This window comes from Streptomyces sp. TRM68416 (assembly GCF_014596915.1).
Taxonomy (GTDB): domain Bacteria; phylum Actinomycetota; class Actinomycetes; order Streptomycetales; family Streptomycetaceae; genus Streptomyces.
Window position 1 is genome coordinate 15974 of record NZ_JACVWU010000020.1, and the last position, 22714, is coordinate 38687.

The following is a 22714-nucleotide window of genomic DNA, read 5'->3' on the forward strand; positions in this document are numbered from 1 at the left end:
TGGCTCGGGGGCCGGGCTCAGGCGTTGACGGGTTCCGTCGTGGTGGCCTGCGCCGGGGTGGGGTCCCCGGGGCGGCGGTTGCGGGCCTCCAGGTAGAGGGCCAGGGAGAGCAGGAGGATGCCGAGGGCCAGGAAGCCCCAGGGGAGGTACGAGGTCATCAGGAGGATGAGGGTGCGGTTGGTCTTGACCAGGTCGACCGTGTGCTCGATGTAGTCCTCGCGCATCTTCACGTGGCCGGCGAACGCCGTGACCTTGTCGCGGTCCCCGAGGAGGGTGCCGCCGCGCAGTTCCTCCTTGTGGATCTCCTCGCCGTAGACGGGGGCGCCGGTGAGGGGTTCCACCCAGAACCTGCGGACCGTGGTGTACCAGCGCGTCGTGCCGGTGTCGGCGAGCACCTCCGGGGTGATGCCCTCGACCGGGAGGGTCTTGGGGTACTTCACCTTCGTCCAGGGGACGGTCTGCTCGAAGTAGTAGACCTCCAGGCCGCGGAAGTCCTGGGTGCCCTTGTAGTGGATGGGGGCGGAGGTGCGGGTCTGGGCGTCGAAGTACTCGTAGTCCCGTTTCTCGGTCAGGAACGGCCACTTGAACTCGATGCCCTCGCGCCGCACGGGGTCGCCGTCGACCGATTCGCCGGGGGCGTGGACGGGGTCCTGGGTGTGGGCGTCGAAGATGTAGCGCTCGGGGATCCTGGAGACCATCTTCCCGTCGGGGCCCTCGACGTAGGACAGGCCGTCCCAGACGACCACGTCCCGGCCTGTCGTCCTCTCGATCCGCTCGGAGGCCTCCACGTTGCCCTTGAGGGTCTGCACGATGGTGACCTTGGGGACCTTGCGGGCCCGCATCGTGCCGTAGTCGAGGAGGGTGGCGTTCCTGGCCTCCAGGACCATGTCCTGGTACTCGTTGGCGGGGACCTTGGCCAGGCGCGGGAAGGCGTACCAGCGCAGCATCGGGGACAGCGTCGCGAAGAACACGGCGAAGGCGAGCAGGATCAGACTGGCCTTGCGGCGCATCTCGGCCTCCCTCCCGGGCGGTTACGGGTGTGCGGGCACCGTCGTCAGCAGCGGCTTCGGGGAGGTCTCGCCGGTCGGGGAGCCCAGTGCGGTGAGCGTGAACACCAGCGCGAGCGCTACGGCGAGACCGGTGGCGGCGGCGATCAGGGCACGCATGAGGCCTCCCCACGGGCCGGAGCTGATACCTCGTCAGATTCGGCACCGTAGCAACGGCCGGGCGAGATGAGAACACGTCGCGCACACACCGGCGGCGCCCCTCCGCGGGGAGGGACGCCGCCGGTGTCGTACGGGGTGTTACGCGCTCGGGCTCGGGCTCGCCGACTCCGAGGTGGACTCCGACGGAGTCGGAGTCGGAGTCGGGGTCGGGGTCGGCGACTCGGCCGCGGCCACGGTCAGTTCGACGGTGAGCGTGGCGCCGCCCGCGGTGTTGATGCGGAGCAGGAACGTGCCCGCGGTGTCGTCCGCGTACAGCTTCGGCAGGGTGAGCACACCCTCGGCGTTCGTCCTGAGCCCGGTCAGGGTGCGTACGGGGTTGCCGTCGGCGTCCTTGAAGTAGGGGCCCTCGGTGTTCTCGGCCGGGTCGTCCGCCGAGGTGATCAGCGTGGCCGTGGCCGCGACGCCGTCCGCCACGGCATCCTTGTACGTGGCCTTCACCTGCACCTGCTCGGCGAACTCACCGCCCGGCGTGCAGGTCAGCTCGGTGTCGCTGGTGCGGGCGAGGGCGTCGGCGACGCGCTCGGTGACGGTGGCCGTGTAGTCGAGGCCGGGCACCGAGCGGCCCACGACGGTGGCACGGACGACGAACGATCCGGTCCTCTCGCCCGCCTGGAGCGCGGGCGCGACGGCCGTGCCGCTGCTGTCGGTGAGGGCCGTGGCGTACCTCTCGCCGCCGGTGAAGGTGGCATCGGTGTTGCCGACGAGGGTGAACCGGATCCGCACCTTGGCGACGGCCTTGCCGGTCGAGGTCTCGGCGCGGATGCTGATCCGCTCCTCGAACGTGTCGCCCGCGACGGCGGAGAGCTTGTCGGTGCCGGCGTCCTCCAGGTGGTGCACCGTGTCGGTGGGGGTCTGCGGGGTCTCCGTGGCCGGCGGAGGGGTCGGCGACGGGGGCGGCGACGGGGGCGTCGGCTGCGGGCTGGTGGAACCGCCGCCGCTGGGCTTCGGGGGCTTCGACGCGGGGGGCGTCGGCGTCGGGGTGGGCGACGGCGTCGGGTTGGCCCCGTGTCCGTCGTCGCTGCGGTCCTCGGGGACCGTGCCGGTGCCGTCGGGGATCTCGTGGGTGCCCTTGCGGTAGTGCTCCAGCCACGCCAGGACGGTGTTCAGGTAGTCCGTGGAGTTGTTGTAGCTGAGGATCGCGCTCCTGAGATCGGAGGCCGTGGAGAGGTCCCAGCCGAAGCGGCACAGGTAGTGGCCGGCGGCGAGCGCGGCGTCGTAGACGTTGTTGGGGTCCTTCTTGCCGTCGCCGTTGCCGTCGCGTCCGGCCCACGCCCAGGTGGACGGGATGAACTGCATCGGCCCCACGGCCCGGTCGTAGGAGCTGTCCCCGTCGTAGGCTCCGCCGTCGGTGTCGCTGATGTTCGCGAAGCCGACGCCGTTGAGCTGCGGGCCGAGGATCGGCGAGGGCGTGGTGCCGTCGGCGTCGACGCGGCCCCCGCGCGCGTGGCCCGACTCGACGTGGCCGATGGCGGCGAGGAGTTCCCAGGGCAGGTTGCAGCCGGGCTTGGACTCCTGGAGCGAGGCGGCGGCCTTCTTGTAGGCGTCCAGGACGGTCGCGGGTATGCCGGACTCGCCGCCCGTGGATTCCGTCCCGCCACCGGCGCTCGGCGAGGGGTTGGGGCTGTCGAGGGGCGGCAGGTCCGTGTAGTACGGGGAGTTACCGGTCGCGCTCTCCTCGGCGGCGGCGTCGGGGCTGGGCTGGGAGTCGCCGGTGGTCCGTCTGCCCTGGTCGTCGACGCTCACTCCGGGAGCCTGGGACGCCGCCAGTGCCGCGACCGCCACTGCGGCAACGGCGGTGTTGGCCGCCCCCTTGCGCAGCCTCCTGCCGAAATGCGCCGACATAGAGTGAACCCCTCCCGCGGACGCCGAGCGCCCGTCTCTGCCTGTCCCGTCACTCTGTTGACGAACGACCCGCCGCGGTGGTTGCCCCCCGCCGGGCCGATCCCTGCTCGGCCCGCGCGGATCCGTCCGTATTTCTCCGCTCCTCGACGTGCTCCCCACGCCTCAACCCAAGTGACCCTACGACAACTTCCGCGCCGCGGGGACCCGTTCGCGCCCGATATTCACCGGTTGTGCATGCGTGATACTGAGCGGGTCGATCACGCCCCGCACAAGGAGCCGCGTTGCCGTTCACCCTGAGCCATGCGGCGGCGGTCCTGCCCGCCGTGCGCACCGACGGAACGGGCCGCGGCCGGCTGGTCCCCGCCGTCCTCGTCGCGGGCTCCTTCTGCCCCGACATGACCTACTACGCGGCGAGTGCGGTGCCCGGCGCGATGGAGTTCGGCGAGTTCACCCACTCCTTCCCGGGCGTCCTCACCTTCGACGTGGTCGTCGCCTGGGCGCTGGTGGGGCTGTGGCTGCTGGTGCGCGAACCGCTGGTGGCGCTGCTGCCCCGGGGGCGGCAGGGCAGGCCGGCCGCCCTGCTGCGCTGCGGGACGCCACGCGCGCGTGCGGCCGTCCCTGCTGCTGTGGTGGTACGTCTCCGCGGTCCTCGGCGCACTCACCCATGTGGTGTGGGACGCCTTCACCCACCTCGACCGCTGGGGCATGCGGCTCTTCCCGGTCCTGGGTGAGGAGTTCGCGGGCTCCCCGCTGTACTGGTACCTCCAGTACGGCGGTTCCGCGGTCGCCGCGGCCGTGATCGCGGTGTTCGTGGCGGCGGCGCTACGGCGGACTCCGGCGGCCCCCGTGGTCGGGGTGCCGGCGCTGTCCGTGCGGGACCGGTGGGTGGCGGGCGCGGTGCTCGGCGGCTGCGCGGTGGTGGGGGCGGTGCAGCGGGCGACGCGCTGGTGGGACTACTGGGGGTCGTCCGCGAAGCCGTGGGAGCTGATTCCGACGGTGTGCTTCGGGGCGGGCGCGGGGCTCGTGCCGGGGCTGCTCGTGTACGCCGTGGGCGTCAGGGTGTGGCGTCCGGTTCCTGCGGTGCCGGGCCGTTCCGGGGCGCCGGCTCGGGCGGTGCGCTGACGAAGACGGTGACCGTGCGGGTGCGGTCCGGCCGGGGCAGCCGGGCGAGGACGAGGTCGAGGCAGCCGCGGCCGACCTCGGTCCACAGGCGTCGGCGGGCGGCGACACGGAGGCGGGCGCGCCGGAGCGCGGTGGCTGTTCGGCGCAGGGTCGTTCTCAGGTCGGCGGGGACGCGGGCGGTGCTCGCGGCGGCGGCGAAGGCCGGGACCCGGAGGGGCGGGGCCGCGGCGGCGTCGGGGCGGGCCCCGGCGTGCGGCTCCGCGGGGGCCGTCCGGCGGTGGAGCAGACGTATACCCATGACCGCATCCTGACGGGGGGCGGGGGTGGGGGGCGTGTTTGCGGGGTCCACGCGGGTGACGGTTCCCTGCGGGGCGGGGCGGGGCGGGGCGGGCCGGGGCCGGGGTCGGGGCCGTGAGCGTCTGCCGGGTGCGGTTGTCGCGGGGTGCGGGTCGTGGGTGGCTGATCGCGCCCACGCGGCGGAGCCGCACATCGATACAGCCCCGCGCCCCCAAGAGGGGCGCGGGGAACCGCGCGCCGGCCATCACACCACCGGCGCCTCGGGCCAGGGCCTGTCCGGCGGATCAGGTCGCAGGAAAGCGGCGGTGACTCGTCGATGCCGGTGAGCGGGGCCATGGGGGTCCCCCGCGCGAGGCTGTTCGAGCGTGGGGGAGCGTGCAGCTGCAAGGCAGAGGAGGGCGTCGACGCGGAGCGTCGGCAACCGACGACAACGCGGCTGGGGGTCCCCCCACGCCTTTAGGGCAGTGGGGGAGGGCGTGCCAGGCCCCGCGTCTGCGGCATGATCCGCCGGACAGCACACCTAGTGCGCCGCCGACTCCCAGTCCGGGCCCACGCCCACCGAGACGCCCAGCGGGACGCTGAGCCGTACCGCGGCGGACATTTCACGGCGGACCAGGTCCTCGGCGGTGGCGCGCTCGCCGGGGGCGATCTCCAGGACGATTTCGTCGTGGACCTGCAGGAGCATGCGGGACTTGAGGCCGGCCTCGCGCAGCGCCTTGTCCACGTTGAGCATGGCGATCTTGACGATGTCCGCGGCCGTGCCCTGGATGGGCGCGTTGAGGGCCATGCGCTCGGCGGCCTCGCGGCGCTGACGGTTGTCGCTGTTGAGGTCGGGGAGGTAGCGGCGGCGGCCGAAGAGCGTCGCCGTGTAGCCGGTGGCCCGCGCCTCGTCCACGACGCGGCGCAGATAGTCCCGTACGCCGCCGAAGCGCTCGAAGTACGCCTCCATCAGCGCGCGCGCCTCGGCCGCCTCGATGTTCAGCTGCTGGGAGAGGCCGAAGGCCGACAGGCCGTACGCGAGGCCGTACGACATGGCCTTGATCTTGCGGCGCATCTCGGCGTCGACGGCGCCGGGCTCGACGGCGAACACCTGCGAGGCGGCCGTGGTGTGCAGGTCCTCGCCGGAGGTGAACGCCTCGATCAGGCCTTCGTCCTCGGACAGGTGGGCCATCACACGCAGCTCGATCTGGCTGTAGTCGGCCGTCATGAGCGATTCGAAACCCTCGCCGACCACGAAGCCGCGGCGGATGGCCCGGCCCTCGTCGGTGCGGACCGGGATGTTCTGCAGGTTGGGGTCCGTCGAGGACAGGCGGCCCGTGGCGGCGACCGTCTGGTTGAAGGTCGTGTGGATGCGGCCGTCCGCCGCGATCGTCTTGATCAGGCCCTCGACCGTGACGCGCAGCTTCGCCTGCTCTCGGTGGCGGAGCATGATGACCGGCAGTTCGTTGTCGGTCTGGCCGGCGAGCCAGGCCAGGGCATCGGCGTCGGTGGTGTAGCCGGTCTTGGTCTTCTTGGTCTTCGGCAGGCCCAGCTCGCCGAAGAGGACCTCCTGGAGCTGCTTGGGCGAGCCCAGGTTGAACTCGTGCCCCGCGGCCGCGTGCGCCTCCTTCACCGCCTGCTGGACGGCGCCCGCGAACATCTGCTCCATGGCCTGGAGGTGGTCCCGGTCGGCGGCGATGCCGTGCCGCTCCATACGGGCCAGCAGGGCGGAGGTGGGCAGCTCCATGTCGCGCAGGAGGTCGGCCGCGCCGACGTCCCGCAGGCGGCCCTCGAAGGCCTCGCCCAGGTCGAGGATGGCGCGGGCCTTCACCATCAGCGCCTCGGCCTCGGCGGCGTCGTCCGCGCCGAAGGCCAGCTGGCCGTCGGCCGTCGCTGCGGGGGCCAGCTCGCGGCCCAGGTACTCCAGGCAGAGCGCGTCCAGGTCGAAGGAGCGGCGGCCGGGCTTGACCAGGTAGGCGGCGAGGGCGGTGTCCATGGAGACGCCGTCGACGCTCCAGCCGTGCTCGGCCAGGACGCGCATCGCGCCCTTGGCGTTGTGCAGGACCTTGGCGCGGCCGGCGTCGGCCAGCCAGGCCGCGAACGCCGTCTCGTCGGCCTCGTCCAACTGGGAGGGGTCGAACCAGGCCGCCGCTCCGCCGGCCGCGGCGAGCGCGACCTCGGCCACCGAGCCGGTGCCCAGCGCCCAGGTGTCGACCGTGGCGAGACCGAGGGGCTCACCGGCGTGCTCGGCCAGCCAGCCGGCCAGCTCACCGGTGCCCAGCACCGTGCCGTCCACGTCCACGCCGGGCGCGGCGGCCGGGGTCTGCTCGGCCTCGGCGGCGCCCGGGTCCACGGCCAGCAGGCGCTCCCGCAGGGAGGGGTTGCGGATCTCCAGGGTGTCGAGGACCAGCGCGACCGCGGTGCGGTCGTAGGGGGCACGCTCCAGGTCGGTGACCGTCTTGGGCAGATCGACGGTGCGCACCATCTCGGTGAGGCGGCGGTTGAGCTTGACCGCCTCCAGGTGGTCGCGGAGGTTCTGCCCGGCCTTGCCCTTGACCTCCTCGACGCGCTCGACCAGCTCCGCGAAGGACCCGAACTGGTTGATCCACTTCGCGGCGGTCTTCTCGCCGACGCCGGGGATGCCGGGGAGGTTGTCGGACGGGTCGCCGCGCAGGGCGGCGAAGTCGGGGTACTGCGCGGGCGTCAACCCGTACTTCTCGACGACCTTCTCCGGAGTGAACCGGGTCAGCTCGGAGACGCCCTTCGTCGGGTAGAGCACGGTGGTGTGCTCGCTGACGAGCTGGAAGGAGTCCCGGTCGCCGGTGACGATCAGCACCTCGAAGCCCTCGGCCTCGGCCTGGGTGGCGAGCGTGGCGATCACGTCGTCGGCCTCGAAGCCGTCGACCGCGAAGCGGGAGACGTGCATCGCGTCGAGCAGCTCGCCGATCAGCTCGACCTGGCCCTTGAACTCGTCCGGGGTCTTGGAGCGGTTCGCCTTGTACTCGGTGAACTCCTCGGAGCGCCAGGTCTTGCGGGACACGTCGAAGGCCACCGCGAAGTGGGTGGGCGCCTCGTCGCGCAGCGTGTTGGCCAGCATCGAGGCGAAGCCGTAGATCGCGTTCGTCGGCTGGCCCGTCGCGGTCGTGAAGTTCTCCGCGGGCAGCGCGAAGAACGCGCGGTAGGCCAGGGAGTGCCCGTCCATGAGCATCAGCCGCGGGCGGCTGCCGCCGGGGGCGCTGTCGGTCTTCTTCGATGCTGTCTCTGCCACGTCCCCGATCCTGCCACGTGCCACTGACACTCCGGGCCGCACGGCCCCTCCGGGGAGGCGGTGCGGCTCCGCCGGGGACGCGGTGCGGCTCCGCCGGGGACGCGGTGCGGCTCCGCCGGGGACGCGGTGCGGCTCCGCCGGGGACGCGGTGCGGCTCCGCCGGGGACGCGGTGCGGCTCCGCCGGGGACGCGGTGCGGTGGCCGTCGCGGGGCGCGCGGGCTGAGCCGGAGGCTGCGGCTGCGGCGGGATGCGGGGGCGGGAACGGCAGGTGCGGGGCGCAGGGGCGGAATCGGAAGCTGCGGCAGGTGCGGGGCGCGTCGAGTCCGGCGCCGCCGCCCCGCCGACACCACCGCGCCTCCCTCGCCGCGGGGCGAAGTGCGTGCCCTGGGCCGTGCGCGGCTCCGGGCCGCACCGCATGCCCGGCGCCCGCGCGAGCGGGGCCGCCTTCTGTGCCTTTCACCCGCGGGAGCCGAACATCACCGCGCCCCCGCAGGAGCCGAGCGTCACCGCCCCCGCGGGAGCCGAACACCACACCCCCCGCGGGAGCCGAGCATCACCGCCCCCGCAGAAGCCGAACGTCACCGCCCCCCACCCCCACGGAAGCCGAACCTCACCCCCACGGAAGCCGAACCTCCCCGCCACGGAAACAGGCTCGCAAACTCTGCCCGCGATCTCCGTCATCCCTCCCGGGATCGTTGTCACTGACACGTGCGAGGATCGGAGACGTACCTCACACACGCAGTCGCAAGGGAGAGCGTGCGATGGCAACGAAGCCGCCCAAGGGTGACCCGGTCCAGGACGCGCCGAGGGTCGCCGAGCCGAAGCACGCGGCTGCGGGACTGCCGGCCATCGGGCACACCCTGCGCATGGCACAGCAGCAGATGGGCGTGAAGCGCACGGCGCTGACCCTGCTGCGGGTCAACCAGAAGGACGGCTTCGACTGCCCGGGCTGCGCCTGGCCGGAGCCGGAGCACCGGCACACCGCCGAGTTCTGCGAGAACGGCGCGAAGGCGGTCGCCGAGGAGGCCACCCTGCGCCGGGTGACCCCGGAGTTCTTCGCCGCGCACTCCGTCGCCGACCTGGCGACCCGCAGCGGCTACTGGCTCGGGCAGCAGGGGCGCCTGACGCACCCCATGTATCTCCCGGAAGGGGGCGAGCACTACGAGCCGGTCACCTGGGAGCGCGCCTTCGACATCATCGCGGAGGAGCTCACCGCACTCGACTCCCCCGACGAGGCGCTCTTCTACACCTCCGGGCGCACCAGCAACGAGGCCGCGTTCCTCTACCAGCTGTTCGCCCGCGAGTTCGGCACGAACAACCTGCCGGACTGCTCCAACATGTGCCACGAGTCCTCGGGTTCGGCGCTGAGTGAGACCATCGGCATCGGCAAGGGCAGCGTCCTGCTGGAGGACCTCCACCGGGCCGATCTGATCATCGTCGCCGGGCAGAACCCGGGCACGAACCACCCGCGCATGCTCTCCGCCCTGGAGAAGGCCAAGGCGGGCGGCGCCAGGATCATCAGCGTCAATCCGCTGCCCGAGGCGGGCCTCGAACGGTTCAAGAACCCGCAGACCCCGCAGGGCATGCTCAGGGGCGCCGCGCTCACCGACCTGTTCCTGCAGATCCGCATCGGCGGCGACCAGGCGCTGTTCCGGCTGCTGAACAAGCTGATCCTGGAGACGGAGGGCGCGGTCGACGAGGAGTTCGTCCGCGAACACACCCACGGCTACGAGGAGTTCGCGGCGCAGGCCCGAGCCGCCGACTGGGACGACACCCTCACGGCGACTGGTCTGACCCGGCCGGAGATCGAGGAGGCCCTCGCCATGGTCCTCGCCTCCGAGCGCACGATCGTGTGCTGGGCGATGGGCCTCACCCAGCACAAGCACTCCGTCCCGACCATCCGCGAGGTGGTCAACTTCCTTCTGCTGCGCGGCAACATCGGCCGCCCGGGCGCGGGCGTGTGCCCGGTGCGCGGCCACTCCAACGTGCAGGGCGACCGCACGATGGGCATCTTCGAGCGGCCCGCGCCCGCCTTCCTGGACGCCCTGGAGAAGGAGTTCGGCTTCGCGCCGCCGCGCGAGCACGGCTACGACGTCGTACGGGCCATCCGCGCGCTGCGCGACGGCGAGGCGAAGGTGTTCTTCGCGATGGGCGGCAACTTCGTGTCGGCGTCGCCCGACACGGAGGTCACCGAGGCGGCGATGCGCCGCGCCCGGCTGACGGTGCACGTGTCGACGAAGCTGAACCGCTCGCACGCGGTCACGGGCGCGCGCGCCCTCGTCCTGCCGACCCTGGGGCGCACGGAACGCGATCTGCAGGACAGCGGCGAGCAGTTCGTGACCGTCGAGGACTCCATGGGCATGGTGCACGCCTCGCGCGGGCGGCTGGAGCCCGCGAGCAGGCACCTGCTGTCGGAGCCGGCGATCGTGTGCCGGCTGGCGCGCCGGGTGCTCGGCGAGGCCAGCGCCACGCCCTGGGAGGAGTTCGAGAAGGACTACGCGACGGTCCGGGACCGTATCGCGCGGGTGGTCCCCGGCTTCGAGGACTTCAACGCGCGCGTGGCCCGCCCGGGAGGCTTCGCCCTGCCCCACGCCCCGCGCGACGAGCGCCGCTTCCCGACCGCCACCGGCAAGGCCAACTTCACCGCCGCGCCGGTGGAGTACCCGGAGCTGCCCGAGGGCCGGCTGCTGCTGCAGACGCTGCGCTCGCACGACCAGTACAACACCACGATCTACGGGCTCGACGACCGTTACCGGGGGATCACCAACGGCCGCCGGGTGGTGCTGGTCAACCCGGAGGACGCCCGGCGGCTCGGGGTCGCCGACGGCTCCTACGTGGACCTCGTGAGCGAGTGGCGCGACGGCGTCGAGCGGCGCGCTGCCGGCTTCCGGCTGGTGCACTACCCGACGGCCCGGGGCTGCGCGGCCGCCTACTACCCCGAGACCAACGTCCTGGTGCCGCTGGACGCCACCGCGGACACCAGCAACACCCCGGCCAGCAAGTCCGTCGTGGTCCGTCTGGAACAATCGGCGGCCGACTGAGCGTTTGCTCAGTCGATCGATCCCGACGAATGGAGCCGGACCCCATGGGCGAGCAGCAGCAGGTGAAGTTCCCGCAAGAGGTCATCGACGAGTACGCCGAGCTCGGCGTCGACCTGCCCGCCCTGTTCTCCGCCGGGCACCTGGGCACGCGCATGGGCGTGCAGATCGTCGAGGCGTCGGCGGACCGGGTCGTCGGGACGATGCCGGTGGAGGGCAACACCCAGCCGTACGGCCTGCTGCACGGCGGCGCCTCGGCGGTGCTCGCCGAGACGCTCGGCTCCGTGGGGTCGATGCTGCACGGCGGCAGCTCCAGGATCGCGGTGGGCGTCGACCTGAACTGCACGCACCACCGCGGGGTGCGCTCCGGCCTGGTGACCGGAGTGGCGACGCCCGTGCACCGGGGCCGCTCGACGGCGACGTACGAGATCGTGATCAGTGACGAGGACGGACGGCGGGTGTGCACCGCGCGGCTGACCTGTCTGCTGCGCGAGGTGAACCGCGGCGACGCGGAGCGCGTCAGCGGCGGCACCGCCGCCTGAGAGGCCGCGCCGCCCGGCAGTCGCCCCGTTCCGCTGGCTCAACCCGCCCGGTACTGCCTAGCGTTGGGGCATGGCGATGGGACGGGTCCTACGGGCCGGGGCGGTGCTGCTGCCGGCGCTGCTGGCCGCCGGTGCGGTCACGGGCTGCGCCGCGGCGGGCCCGCCTGCCGCGAGCGCCTCGCCGTCCCCGCGGACCACACCGCCCGAGGAGCTGTGCACCCGGCTGGTCGCGCACTGGTCCCGGGAGGTCCTGGACGGCGACACCTACGGCGACTACCAGTCGATGGGGCTGTCGAACGGGCAGTACGAGATCCTGCGGGAGGTCGTGGACGCGGCGCGGGCGGAGCGGAAGCGCCGCGGCGAGCGGGCGGCGGAGGCGCTGATCGACCGCCGGGCCCGGGCCGGCTGTGTCGACTGGTACCGCACCGGCGGCCCGAGCAACGGCCCGTGGCAGTGAGCGGTGTCGGGCCCGTCGAGCCGGGCGAAGGGACGCACGCGCACGAGCCCGCCGAGGCGCCCGCGAGCGTGCCGCGCGGACGGGCGGCCTCGCCGCTGCGGCTGCTCGGCCGGGCGGCCCTGCCGTCCCGGCTGTCCCGGTTGTCCGACCGGCACCGCCGCGCCGCCGTCTCGGTCGCGACGGCGGCCGCGCTCCTCGCCGGCGGCGGCTATCTGTACGCCACCCGGCCGCAGCCCTCCCCCGTCCCCACACCGGCCCCCACCCCCACACCCAGCGTCACCGTCCCGCCGTATCCGTCCCAGGTCGTCGACCTCGTCTATCTGACCGAAACCGTCTCCCGCACCCCCGCCGGGACCGAGGGCTTCCGCTTCGACGTCCTGCTCAGCGTGGTGTCGGGACCGCCCGTGACCGTGACCCGAATCGCCCAGCCCTACGCCGGACTCTCCGTGATCTCCTCGCCGAGACCGCCCTTCCGGACAGCGGCGGGATCCTCCCGCGAGATCACGATCACGCTGCGAGTGACGGATTGCGAAAAAGCGCCGGGGAACCCCGGACTTCCTTTCCTGGACGTAACTCTACGTAATACGCGCGCAATACAAACCCACAGTTTCATCCTGGGATCCCGCTACGCGGAGCATCTCTCACAGGCTCTGCAAGTAGCCTGCAGCAACAAATCCGGGTAATCACCAAAACGCCCGAGACACCTGAACTACCCTTGCGGGGCCTGGGAATTCTCACCATGTGGACGGGGCGAACCATCCCCAATCCCACAGTTCTGCCCAGTCAGTACCGCTCTGCATTACGTCGTGTCATAACAAGAGCGTCACAGCCTTCGTCAGGTACTCCTCCACGTTCCCCTCACACGCTTAGAGTCACGCCCAGTCACCGCGCCGTCGGATTGTCACTTCGACCAGCGTTCGACTCGGCCGCTTCCAGAGGGAAGGGCTGTGCCAGGGAAAGGACTGATCGTGCGTCAACGTTCGCTCATCGCCATCACCGCCGCGCTGGCGGCGGGAGCACTCACCCTCACCGCCTGCGGCTCGCGCGACGACGACGGCGGCTCGGACTCCAGCAACGGTGACACCAAGGTCATCATCGGTGTCGACGCGCCCCTGACCGGTGACCTCTCCGCGCTGGGTCTCGGCATCAAGAACTCCGCCGACCTCGCGGCCAAGACGGCCAACAAGGAAAACTTCGTCGACGGCGTCACCTTCGAGATCAAGGCTCTCGACGACCAGGCGCAGCCGTCCTCCGGCCAGCAGAACGCCTCCACGTTCGTCGCCGACAAGAACGTCATAGGCGCGGTCGGTCCGCTGAACTCCAACGTCGCCGAGTCCATGCAGAAGGTCTTCGACGACGCCAAGCTGGTCCAGGTCTCCCCCGCCAACACCGGCCCCGGCCTCTCCCAGGGCGCCGACTGGCAGACCAAGAAGGCCCGCACCTACAAGTCGTACTTCCGCACCTCCACCACGGACGCCATCCAGGGCCCGTTCGCCGCGCAGTACGTCTACAACGACAGCAAGAAGTCCAAGGTCTTCGTCATCGACGACAAGAAGACCTACGGCGCCGGCCTCGCCGCCACCTTCACCGACGAGTTCAAGAAGCTCGGCGGCAAGGTCGTCGGCACCGAGCACATCAACCCCGACACCAAGGACTTCTCCGCGGTCGCCACCAAGGTGAAGAACTCCGGCGCCGACGTCGTCTACTACGGCGGCGAGTACCCGCAGGCCGGCCCGCTCAGCAAGCAGATCAAGGCCGCGGGCGTCAAGGTCCCGCTGGTCGGCGGCGACGGCATCTTCGACCCGAAGTTCATCGAGCTGGCCGGCAACAACAGCGACGGCGACCTCGCCACCTCCGTCGGCGCCCCCATCGAGGAGCTCGACTCCGCCAAGAAGTTCGTCGAGGACTACAAGGCAGCCGGCTACAAGGAGGCCTTCGCGGCCTACGGCGGCTACTCCTACGACGCCACCTGGGCGATCATCGAGGCCGTGAAGAAGGTCGTCGAGGACAACGACGGCAAGCTGCCCAAGGACGCCCGCGCCCAGGTCACCGCGGCCGTCCAGAACGTCAGCTTCGACGGCGTCACCGGCAAGGTCGCCTTCGACGAGTTCGGCGACACCACCAACAAGCAGCTCACGGTCTACGCCGTCGAGAACGGCGAGTGGAAGGCCGTCAAGTCCGGTACCTACACCGGCTGACCCACCCCAGCACCACCCCTTGAGCCGCGCGGGGCGCCGCACCACAGGCGCCCCGCGCGGACTCACATCCGGCCCCCATCCACTCGACATCCGAACGTCTCGGAGGACATGCGGTGAACGAACTGCCGCAGCAGCTGGTCAACGGCCTGCTACTGGGATCCATGTACGGGCTGGTCGCCATCGGCTACACAATGGTCTACGGCATCGTCCAGCTCATCAACTTCGCCCACGGCGAGATCTTCATGACCGGGGCCTTCGGCGCCATCACGGTCTATCTCTACATCCTGCCCGACGGCACCTCCATGGCCATCGCCCTCCCCCTGATGCTGATCGGCGCCATGATCGTCGCCGCCACCGTCGCCGTAGGAGCGGAACGATTCGCCTACCGGCCCCTGCGTGGCGCACCACGCCTGGCCCCCCTCATCACCGCCATCGGCCTCTCCCTGGCCCTCCAGCAGGCGGTCTGGGCCTGGTACCCCGAGGCCGACTCCCCCCTCAGGTTCCCGCAGATCGAGGGCGGCCCCTTCGAGATCGGCAACGTCACCATCCAGACCGGTGACATCTTCCTGCTGATCGCCGCCCCCGTCAGCATGGCGATCCTCGGCTACTTCGTCATGAAGACCCGCACCGGACGCGGCATGCAGGCCACCGCCCAGGACCCCGACACCGCCAAGCTCATGGGCGTCAACACCGACCGCATCATCGTGATCGCCTTCGCCGTCGGCGCCGTCTTCGCCGCCGTCGGCGGCGTCGCCTACGGACTCAAGTACGGCCAGATCGACTTCCGCATGGGCTTCATCCTCGGCCTCAAGGCCTTCACCGCGGCCGTCCTCGGCGGCATCGGCAACATCTACGGAGCCATGCTCGGCGGCCTCGTCCTCGGCATCGCCGAATCCCTCTCCACCGCCTACATCGCCGACATCCCCGGCATGGACAAGTTCGGCAGCCAGTCCTGGGCCGACGTCTGGGCCTTCGTACTCCTCATCCTCGTACTGCTGTTCAGGCCACAGGGCCTGCTCGGCGAGCGCGTCGCGGACAGGGCGTGACACCGATGACCACACAGACCACCGCACCCGAGAACGCCGGCACCCCCACCCCCGGCGCACCCACCGGCCTCATCGGCATCCCGCCGCACATCGGACGCGCCCTCGCCACCGGCGGCGGCGCCCTCACCATCGCCTCCACCTTCCTCGCCTGGACCTGGACCGCCGAATTCCCCGGCAAACTCACCATCTACGGCTACCCAGGCGGACTCCAAGTCCTCGTCCTCATCTGCGGCGCCCTCACCACCCTCTTCGGCCTCGCCTCCTACGGCATCAAGGGCCTCGGCTGGCTCACCCCCGCCGGCGCCGACAGCGCCCTCAAACTCTCCGCCACCGGCGCCTTCGCCGCCGCCTGGTACACCGTCATCGCCATCAGCACCAAACTCGGCGGCGTCGTCAACCTCGAACCCGGCGGCTACATCGTCGCCACGGTCACCCTCATCGCCCTCCTGGGCGCACTCGCCCTCCCCTTCGAGCGGCCCGAGCCCGACCCCATCGACCCCGACGACACCGCCTGGGAACACTTCCGCCACAACACCCGGCACAACCTCACCGTCCTCCGAGCCGCCTTCGCCACCGGCCCCGTCAAGGCCCCGGCCCGCACCCTCCCCGCCTACGCCGAGATCCTCGTCATCGTCGCCGCCCTCGCCGTCGGTCTGACCGTCTTCACCTACGGCATCGGCACCGAGTACGACGAACTCTTCATCGGCTTCCTCATCACCGCGGGCTTCGGCTTCGCCGCCGTCGCCAAGGCCGGACTCATCGGCCGCATCTCCGGCATCACCGCCAAGCACCGCAACATCACGATGATCGGCGCCTTCGTCGCAGCCGCCGCCTTCCCCTTCACCCAGTCCGACGACCGGTACGCCACCATCGGCGTCTACATCCTCATCTTCGCCACCGTCGCCCTGGGCCTGAACATCGTCGTCGGCCTCGCCGGCCTCCTCGACCTCGGCTACGTCGCCTTCCTCGGCGTCGGCGCCTACACCGCGGCCATGGTCTCCGGCTCCCCCTCCTCACCCTTCAGCCTCCACCTGCCGTTCTGGGCCTCCGCCCTCCTCGGCGCCGCCGTAGCCATGGTCTTCGGCGTCATCATCGGCGCCCCCACCCTGCGACTGCGCGGCGACTACCTCGCCATCGTCACCCTCGGCTTCGGAGAAATCTTCCGCATCACCGTCCTCAACATGGACGGCACCTCCGGACCCGACATCACCAACGGCTCCAACGGCATCTCCTCCGTACCCAACCTCAACATCCTCGGCTTCGACTTCGGCCAGCCGCACACCATCCTCGGCGTCGAAATCGGCCGCTTCTCCAACTACTTCCTGCTGATGCTCCTGATCACCCTCGTCGTCGTGGTGGTCTTCCGACGCAGCAGCGACTCCCGCATCGGCCGCGCCTGGGTCGCCATCCGCGAGGACGAGACCGCCGCCGAAGCCATGGGCATCAACGGCTTCCGCGTCAAACTCATCGCCTTCGCCCTCGGCGCCGCCCTCGCCGGCCTCGCCGGCACCGTCCAGGCCCACGTCACCTACACCGTGACCCCCGAGCAGTACCAGTTCGCCCACGTCGTCCCGCCCAACTCCGCCTTCCTCCTCGCGGCAGTCGTCCTCGGCGGCATGGGCACCATCAGCGGCCCCCTCGTCGGCGCCGCCCTGCTCTACCTCATCCCCGCCAAGCTCCAGTTCCTCGGCGACTACCAGCTCTTCGCCTTCGGCCTCGCACTCGTCCTCCTGATGCGCTTCCGACCGGAAGGCCTCATCCCCAACCGACGCCGCCAGCTCGAATTCCACGAAGAGGCAGAACCGCCCACAGTCCTCAGCAAGGCAGGGGCCTGACCACCATGACTACCGACACCACCACCCAGAACACCCAGGACACCGCCGACCCCGGCACCCCCGTCCTCGACGCACGCGGCGTCACCATGCGCTTCGGCGGCCTCACCGCCGTACGCAACGTCGACCTCACCGTCAACAAGGGCGAGATCGTCGGCCTCATCGGCCCCAACGGCGCCGGCAAGACCACCTTCTTCAACTGCCTCACCGGCCTCTACATCCCCACCGAGGGAGAAGTACGCCACCAGGGCAACGTCCTGCCGCCCAAGTCCTTCAAGGTCACCGCCGCCGGCATCGCCCGCACCTTCCAGAACATCCGCCTGTTCGCCAACATGACGGTCCTGGAAAACGTGCTCGTCGGCCGCCACACCCGCACCAAGGAAGGCCTCTGGTCCGCCCTCCTGCGCGGCCCCGGCTTCCACAAGGCCGAGGCCGCCTCCCGCGAACGCGCCATGGAACTCCTGGAGTTCGTCGGCCTCGCCGCCAAGTCCGACCACCTCGCCCGCAACCTCCCCTACGGCGAACAACGCAAGCTCGAAATCGCCCGGGCACTGGCGAGCGAACCCAGCCTGCTCCTCCTCGACGAGCCCACCGCCGGCATGAACCCCCAAGAGACCCGGGCCACCGAAGAACTCGTCTTCGCCATCCGGGACAAGGGCATCGCCGTCCTCGTCATCGAGCACGACATGCGGTTCATCTTCAACCTCTGCGACCGCGTCGCCGTCCTCGTCCAGGGCGAAAAACTCGTCGAAGGCGACAGCGCCACCGTCCAGGGCGACGAACGCGTCGTCGCCGCCTACCTCGGCGAACCCTACGAAGACGCTCCCGGCGCCGCCGAAGTCGCCGAAGTGGAGGCCGCCGAAGCACACGCCGACGCCCCCACGGACGCCGCGCCCGGCAAGGAGAACGACCGATGACCGCACTGCTCGAAGTCGAAGACCTCCGAGTCGCCTACGGCAAGATCGAAGCCGTCAAAGGCATCTCCTTCAAGGTCGAAGCAGGCCAGGTCGTCACCCTGATCGGCACCAACGGCGCCGGCAAGACCACCACCCTGCGCACCCTCTCCGGCCTCCTCAAGCCGGTCGGCGGCCAGATCAAGTTCAACGGCAAGTCGCTGAAGAAGTTCCCGGCCCACCAAATCGTCTCCCAGGGACTCGCCCACTCCCCCGAGGGGCGGCACATCTTCCCCCGCATGAGCATCGAGGACAACCTCCGCCTCGGCGCCTTCCTGCGCAACGACAAACCCGGCATCGAAAAGGACATCGAGCGCGCCTACGACCTCTTCCCCATCCTGGGCGAACGCAGGAAGCAGGCCGCGGGCACCCTCTCCGGCGGCGAACAGCAGATGCTCGCCATGGGCCGCGCCCTGATGTCCCAGCCCAAACTGCTCATGCTCGACGAACCCTCCATGGGCCTCTCCCCGATCATGATGCAGAAGATCATGGCCACCATCGCCGAGCTGAAGGCCCAGGGCACGACCATCCTCCTGGTCGAACAGAACGCCCAGGCCGCCCTCTCGCTCGCCGACCAGGGCCACGTCATGGAAATCGGCAAGATCGTCCTGTCCGGCACCGGCCAGGACCTCCTCCACGACGAATCGGTCCGCAAGGCCTACCTCGGCGAGGACTGACCCGCTCTACGCCTCGGGCCCGCACCCCTGACAAGGGGTGCGGGCCCGACTCGTACAACCGTCAGGGCTCAGCCCTTACCGGCCTTCTTCTCCTCGGCATCCTGAATGACGGCCTCGGCGACCTGCTGCATCGACATCCGGCGGTCCATGGACGTCTTCTGAATCCACCGGAACGCGGCCGGCTCGGTCAGCCCGTACTCCGTCTGAAGAATCGACTTCGCCCGGTCCACGAGCTTCCGCGTCTCCAGACGCAGGGTGAGGTCCGCGACCTCCTTCTCCAGCTCCTTCAACTCCGTGAAGCGGGAGACGGCCATCTCGATCGCCGGAACGACATCACTCTTGCTGAACGGCTTCACGAGATACGCCATGGCCCCGGCGTCCCGGGCCCGCTCCACGAGGTCACGCTGCGAGAAGGCCGTCAGCATGAGCACCGGGGCAATGCTCTCCTCGGCGATCTTCTCGGCCGCGGAGATACCATCCATCTTCGGCATCTTCACATCGAGAATCACCAGGTCCGGCTTGTGCTCACGCGCCAGCTCAATGGCCTGCTCACCGTCACCGGCCTCACCGACGACGCTGTACCCCTCTTCTTCGAGCATCTCTTTCAGATCGAGCCGGATCAACGCCTCGTCCTCGGCAATGACGACACGGGTCGTCAGCGGAGGCACGTGCGACTTGTCGTCGTCGGGCGCGTCTACGGGCTGGGGCGACTCGGGGGCGGTCACGGGGGCTCCTCGGTAGGGCAGGGGTGCTGCTCCCAAGAGCCTACCTAGCTGCGACGCACTAAGGTCACCCGGTACACTCCTCTGGGGTTGGCCAGCCGGGTTGGCGGAATGGCAGACGCTGATGTCTCAAACACATCTGTCCGAAAGGACGTGCGGGTTCGAATCCCGCACCCGGCACCTCTGATCCAGAAAGCGGATGTCCACGTTCTCGTGAACATCCGCTTTTTGCTGCGCACGGTCGCAATTTGGTAACGCAGAGTGTCCGCATGAACTCCCATGGCACTGAGGTGCGACAGAAGGCGCTGACGCTACTGCGCGGAGGCGCGAAGAACGCGGACGTGGCCCGCAAGCTCAACGTCCCCAAGGGGACGATCAGCTACTGGAAGCACATGGACCGAGCCAAGCGAGGCGAGTGCCCTGGCAGACACGACCCGAGGTGCCCCCGGTGCGATGGGTGTGAGCTCGACGAATCGGCGTACAGCTATCTGCTCGGCTTATACCTGGGGGACGGCCACATCAGCCACTACTCAGAGCATCGCGTACCTAACCTCATGATCACCTGCGCCGAATCATGGCCAGGACTCATGGACGACTGCGAGCGGGCCATGCGCGCGGTCTTCCCCGACAATGCCGTCTGCCGTGTCCGCAAGGTGGGCTGCCGCAACGTGAAGGTCTACTCGAAGCACCTCCACTGCCTCTTCCCCCAACACGGCCCCGGCAAGAAGCACGAACGACGCATCATCCTCGAACCCTGGCAACAGGAGATCGTCGACGTCCAACCCTGGGGATTCATCCGCGGCCTCATCCACTCCGACGGCTGCCGTATCACCAACTGGACGACCCGTATGGTCAGCGGTGAGCCCAAACGCTACGAATATCCTCGCTACCTCTTCGCCAACAAGTCGGATGACATCCGGAAGCTCTTCACCGACACCCTCGACAAGGTCGGTGTCGGGTGGACGTGCCTCGCGCGCGGCAGCGATCCTTTCAACATCTCCGTCGCCCGCAAGGCCTCCGTAGCCCTCATGGACGTGCACGTGGGTGCCAAGTACTGACAGTGGCTACCGGGGGCTGTCGTCCTCGCCGATGTGGTGCACTCGGACCATGTTCGTGGAGCCCGACACCCCCGGGGGCGAGCCGGCCGTGATCACCACGGTGTCGCCCTTTTGGCAGCGGCCGTATTTGAGGAGCAGTTCGTCGACCTGGTTGACCATCGCGTCTGTTGAGTCCACGTGGGGGCCGAGGAACGTCTCCACGCCCCACGTGAGGCTCAGTTGTGAGCGTGTCGCCGTCTCCGGGGTGAAGGCCAGGAGGGGGATCGGGGAGCGGTAGCGGGAGAGGCGGCGGGCTGTGTCGCCGGACTGGGTGAAGGCGACGAGGAACTTGGCGCCGAGGAAGTCGCCCATTTCGGCTGCCGCGCGTGCCACCGCGCCGCCCTGGGTGCGGGGCTTGTTGTGTTCTGTCAGGGGTGGGAGGCCCTTGGCCAGGATGTCTTCCTCGGCCGCTTCGACGATCTTGGCCATGGTGCGGACCGTTTCGATCGCGTACTTTCCTACGCTGGTCTCGCCGGAGAGCATGACCGCGTCCGTGCCGTCGATGACCGCGTTGGCGACGTCGCTCGCCTCCGCCCTTGTCGGGCGGGAGTTGTCGATCATTGAGTCGAGCATCTGGGTGGCGACGATGACCGGCTTGGCGTTGCGCTTGGCGAGTTTGATGGCGCGTTTCTGGACGATGGGGACCTGTTCGAGGGGCATTTCGACGCCGAGGTCTCCGCGGGCGACCATGATGCCGTCGAAGGCGGCGACGATGTCGTCGATGGCCTCTACGGCCTGCGGTTTTTCGACCTTGGCGATGACGGGGAGGCGTCGGCCCTCTTCGTCCATGATGCGGTGGACGTCCTCGATGTCCCGGCCGGAGCGGACGAAGGACAGGGCGATGACGTCGAAGCCGGTGCGCAGGGCCCAGCGCAGGTCGGCCTCGTCCTTTTCGGAGAGGGCGGGGACGGAGACGGCGACGCCGGGGAGGTTGAGGCCTTTGTTGTCGGAGACCATGCCGCCTTCGACGACCGTGGTGTGGACGCGGGGGCCGTCGATGTCGGTGACTTCGAGGCAGACTTTGCCGTCGTCGACGAGGATGCGTTCGCCGGGGGTGACGTCGGTGGCGAGGCCGGGGTAGGTGGTGCCGCACTGTTCGCGGTCGCCTTCGGCGCCTTCTTCGACGGTGATGGTGAAGGTGTCTCCGCGTTCAAGGAGTACGGGGCCTTCGGTGAAGCGGCCGAGGCGGATCTTCGGGCCTTGAAGGTCGGCGAGGGTTCCGACGCTGCGGCCGGATTCGTCGGAGGCCTTTCGTACGCGCTGGTAGCGCTCCTCGTGTTCGGCGTATCCGCCGTGGCTGAGGTTGAAGCGGGCGACGTCCATTCCGGCTTCGACCAGTTCCTTGATCTGGTCGTACGAGTCGGTGGCGGGCCCCAGGGTACAGACGATCTTTGCTCGGCGCATGTTTCGAGACTAGGGCTTACTTGCCGGTAACGAATTGGCCGCGCATGACTGTTCAACAACCTTTGAGTGAAGGGCTATTGACAAGTGTTGAATTGTGCGCCGGGGCGCTCTGATGAGCGAGTTTCGGAGAATTGCGCTACAACTGCGGCGGCCGCATGGTGAATCGGGCATTGACCTGTGCGTAGATGTGCTGGCGTTCCGGTTCGAGGTCGAGCGCGGTCGCGGTGTCTTCGGCGGATTCGGCGGATTCGGCGAAGGCCATGGTGCGCATGCGGCTCGCGGCCTGCATCGGGTGGGGGCCGCCGTCCTCCGTGCCGATGTCGGCGAGTTCGACGAGGGCGGCCAGTGAGGTGCCGAGTGCGGCGGCGTATTCGCGGGCGCGTTGGACGGCTTCGCGGACGGCCTGTTCGCGGGCTCGGCGGTGGGCGGGTGAGTCGGGGCGCAGGTCCCACCAGGGGCCGTCGACGCGGGTGAGGTCCAAGTCGGCGAGGCGGGTGGTGAGTTCGCCCAGTGCGGTGAAGTCGGTGAGTTCGGCGGTGAGGTGGACGGTGCCGTGGTAGGTGCGGATGCGTTCTCCGCGGCCGTGTTTGGTGAGTTCGGGGCGGACGGAGAAGGCGCCGGTTTCCAGGCGTTCCACGGCGTCTCCGTAGGATTTGACCAGGTCGAGGGCGGTGGTGTTGCGGCGGGTGAGGTCTTCCAGGGCGGAGCGGCGGTCTTTGCCGCGGGAGGCGACGGTGATGCCGATGCGGCCGATTTCGGGGTCGACCTCCAGGTGGGCTTCGCCGCGGACGGCGATGCGTGGGGCGTCGGGGGTGCCGTAGGGCAGGGCGGGTGGGAGGGCTTCGGTTCCGGGGGGTGTGGCCATACGCCCTACTGTGTCAGTTCTTGACCGGTTCAGGGTCAGGGACGCACGGCTTCGGTCATCAGATCGAAACCTGGGGGGCCTATTGCGGTTCGGCGTGCCCGGGTCAGAATCTACGCGCGTCGGTCTCTGTATCTACGCGCGTCATCGT

Annotated in this window: 18 protein-coding genes, 1 tRNA gene and 1 pseudogene; 12 read left to right on the forward strand and 8 right to left on the reverse strand. The window is 69.9% G+C overall.

Annotated features, from left to right (window positions below):
- Positions 1-17: 17 nt before the first annotated feature.
- The 3 genes from ICC28_RS28395 to ICC28_RS28405 all read right to left on the reverse strand — a co-directional run bounded on the left by ICC28_RS28395 (position 18) and on the right by ICC28_RS28405 (position 3068).
- Positions 18-1010 (reverse strand): DUF3068 domain-containing protein, encoded by a 993-nt coding sequence (locus ICC28_RS28395; protein ID WP_188291588.1) that lies wholly within the window; start codon positions 1008-1010, stop codon positions 18-20.
- 21 nt (positions 1011-1031) lie between these two features.
- Positions 1032-1166, reverse strand: a complete 135-nt coding sequence (locus ICC28_RS28400) for an SPW_0924 family protein (protein ID WP_188291589.1) — start codon at positions 1164-1166, stop codon at positions 1032-1034.
- Positions 1167-1304: 138 nt separating this feature from the next.
- Positions 1305-3068 carry a lytic transglycosylase domain-containing protein gene (locus ICC28_RS28405; RefSeq protein ID WP_188291590.1) on the reverse strand — a complete coding sequence of 588 codons (1764 nt, stop codon included), beginning with the start codon at positions 3066-3068 and terminating at the stop codon, positions 1305-1307.
- Positions 3069-3349: 281 nt separating this feature from the next.
- Between ICC28_RS28405 and ICC28_RS28410 the strand changes: the two are divergent.
- Positions 3350-4190, forward strand: a pseudogene (locus tag ICC28_RS28410) (DUF4184 family protein).
- Here the strand turns inward: ICC28_RS28410 and ICC28_RS28415 are convergent.
- Entirely contained in the window at positions 4123-4488 is a 366-nt protein-coding gene (locus ICC28_RS28415) for a hypothetical protein (protein ID WP_188291591.1), read from the reverse strand. The pseudogene ICC28_RS28410 and the gene ICC28_RS28415 overlap by 68 nt on opposite strands.
- 519 nt (positions 4489-5007) lie before the next feature.
- Positions 5008-7734 carry a DNA polymerase I gene (gene polA / locus ICC28_RS28420; RefSeq protein ID WP_188291592.1) on the reverse strand — a complete coding sequence of 909 codons (2727 nt, stop codon included), beginning with the start codon at positions 7732-7734 and terminating at the stop codon, positions 5008-5010.
- 762 nt (positions 7735-8496) lie between these two features.
- Here polA and ICC28_RS28425 point away from each other — a divergent pair.
- The 9 genes from ICC28_RS28425 (at position 8497) to ICC28_RS28465 (ending at position 18478) form a co-directional block, all read left to right on the forward strand.
- Complete coding sequence (locus ICC28_RS28425) at positions 8497-10776, forward strand: FdhF/YdeP family oxidoreductase (protein ID WP_188291593.1); 2280 nt, start codon at positions 8497-8499, stop codon at positions 10774-10776.
- Positions 10777-10820: 44 nt separating this feature from the next.
- Complete coding sequence (locus ICC28_RS28430; RefSeq protein ID WP_188291594.1) at positions 10821-11315, forward strand: PaaI family thioesterase; 495 nt, start codon at positions 10821-10823, stop codon at positions 11313-11315.
- A gap of 70 nt (positions 11316-11385) precedes the next feature.
- Complete coding sequence (locus ICC28_RS28435; RefSeq protein WP_188291595.1) at positions 11386-11772, forward strand: hypothetical protein; 387 nt, start codon at positions 11386-11388, stop codon at positions 11770-11772.
- Complete coding sequence (locus ICC28_RS28440) at positions 11769-12455, forward strand: Tat pathway signal sequence domain protein (protein WP_188291729.1); 687 nt, start codon at positions 11769-11771, stop codon at positions 12453-12455. The genes ICC28_RS28435 and ICC28_RS28440 overlap by 4 nt, the downstream gene beginning before the upstream one ends.
- A gap of 285 nt (positions 12456-12740) precedes the next feature.
- Positions 12741-13970: a branched-chain amino acid ABC transporter substrate-binding protein gene (locus ICC28_RS28445; protein ID WP_188291596.1), complete on the forward strand. Its 1230-nt coding sequence runs from the start codon at positions 12741-12743 to the stop codon at positions 13968-13970.
- Positions 13971-14083: 113 nt separating this feature from the next.
- The gene (locus tag ICC28_RS28450; RefSeq protein WP_188291597.1) at positions 14084-15016 is read left to right on the forward strand and encodes a branched-chain amino acid ABC transporter permease; all 933 of its coding nucleotides are present in this window, start codon (positions 14084-14086) and stop codon (positions 15014-15016) included.
- Between the two features lie 5 nt (positions 15017-15021).
- A complete protein-coding gene (locus ICC28_RS28455) occupies positions 15022-16851 on the forward strand; it encodes a branched-chain amino acid ABC transporter permease (RefSeq protein ID WP_188291598.1) in 1830 nt (609 codons plus the stop codon).
- A gap of 5 nt (positions 16852-16856) precedes the next feature.
- A complete protein-coding gene (locus ICC28_RS28460; protein WP_188291599.1) occupies positions 16857-17765 on the forward strand; it encodes an ABC transporter ATP-binding protein in 909 nt (302 codons plus the stop codon).
- Complete coding sequence (locus ICC28_RS28465; RefSeq protein ID WP_188291600.1) at positions 17762-18478, forward strand: ABC transporter ATP-binding protein; 717 nt, start codon at positions 17762-17764, stop codon at positions 18476-18478. Before ICC28_RS28460 ends, ICC28_RS28465 begins: the two co-directional genes overlap by 4 nt.
- A 68-nt stretch (positions 18479-18546) precedes the next feature.
- Here ICC28_RS28465 and ICC28_RS28470 read toward each other — a convergent pair whose 3' ends face one another.
- Positions 18547-19203, reverse strand: a complete 657-nt coding sequence (locus ICC28_RS28470; protein WP_188291601.1) for an ANTAR domain-containing response regulator — start codon at positions 19201-19203, stop codon at positions 18547-18549.
- A 94-nt stretch (positions 19204-19297) separates the two neighbouring features.
- On the opposite strand from ICC28_RS28470, the gene ICC28_RS28475 reads away from it, so the two are divergent.
- Positions 19298-19380 (forward strand) — tRNA-Leu (locus tag ICC28_RS28475).
- An 89-nt stretch (positions 19381-19469) separates the two neighbouring features.
- On the forward strand, positions 19470-20258 hold the full coding sequence (locus ICC28_RS28480; RefSeq protein ID WP_188291602.1) for a helix-turn-helix domain-containing protein: 789 nt from the start codon (positions 19470-19472) through the stop codon (positions 20256-20258).
- Between the two features lie 6 nt (positions 20259-20264).
- On the opposite strand, the gene pyk is transcribed toward ICC28_RS28480, so the two are convergent.
- Together pyk and ICC28_RS28490 are read right to left on the reverse strand one after the other, a co-directional pair.
- Positions 20265-21701 (reverse strand): pyruvate kinase, encoded by a 1437-nt coding sequence (gene pyk, locus ICC28_RS28485; protein ID WP_188291603.1) that lies wholly within the window; start codon positions 21699-21701, stop codon positions 20265-20267.
- Between the two features lie 136 nt (positions 21702-21837).
- Positions 21838-22566, reverse strand: coding sequence for an SIMPL domain-containing protein (locus ICC28_RS28490; protein ID WP_188291604.1), 729 nt, complete (start codon positions 22564-22566; stop codon positions 21838-21840).
- Positions 22567-22714 lie beyond the last annotated feature (148 nt).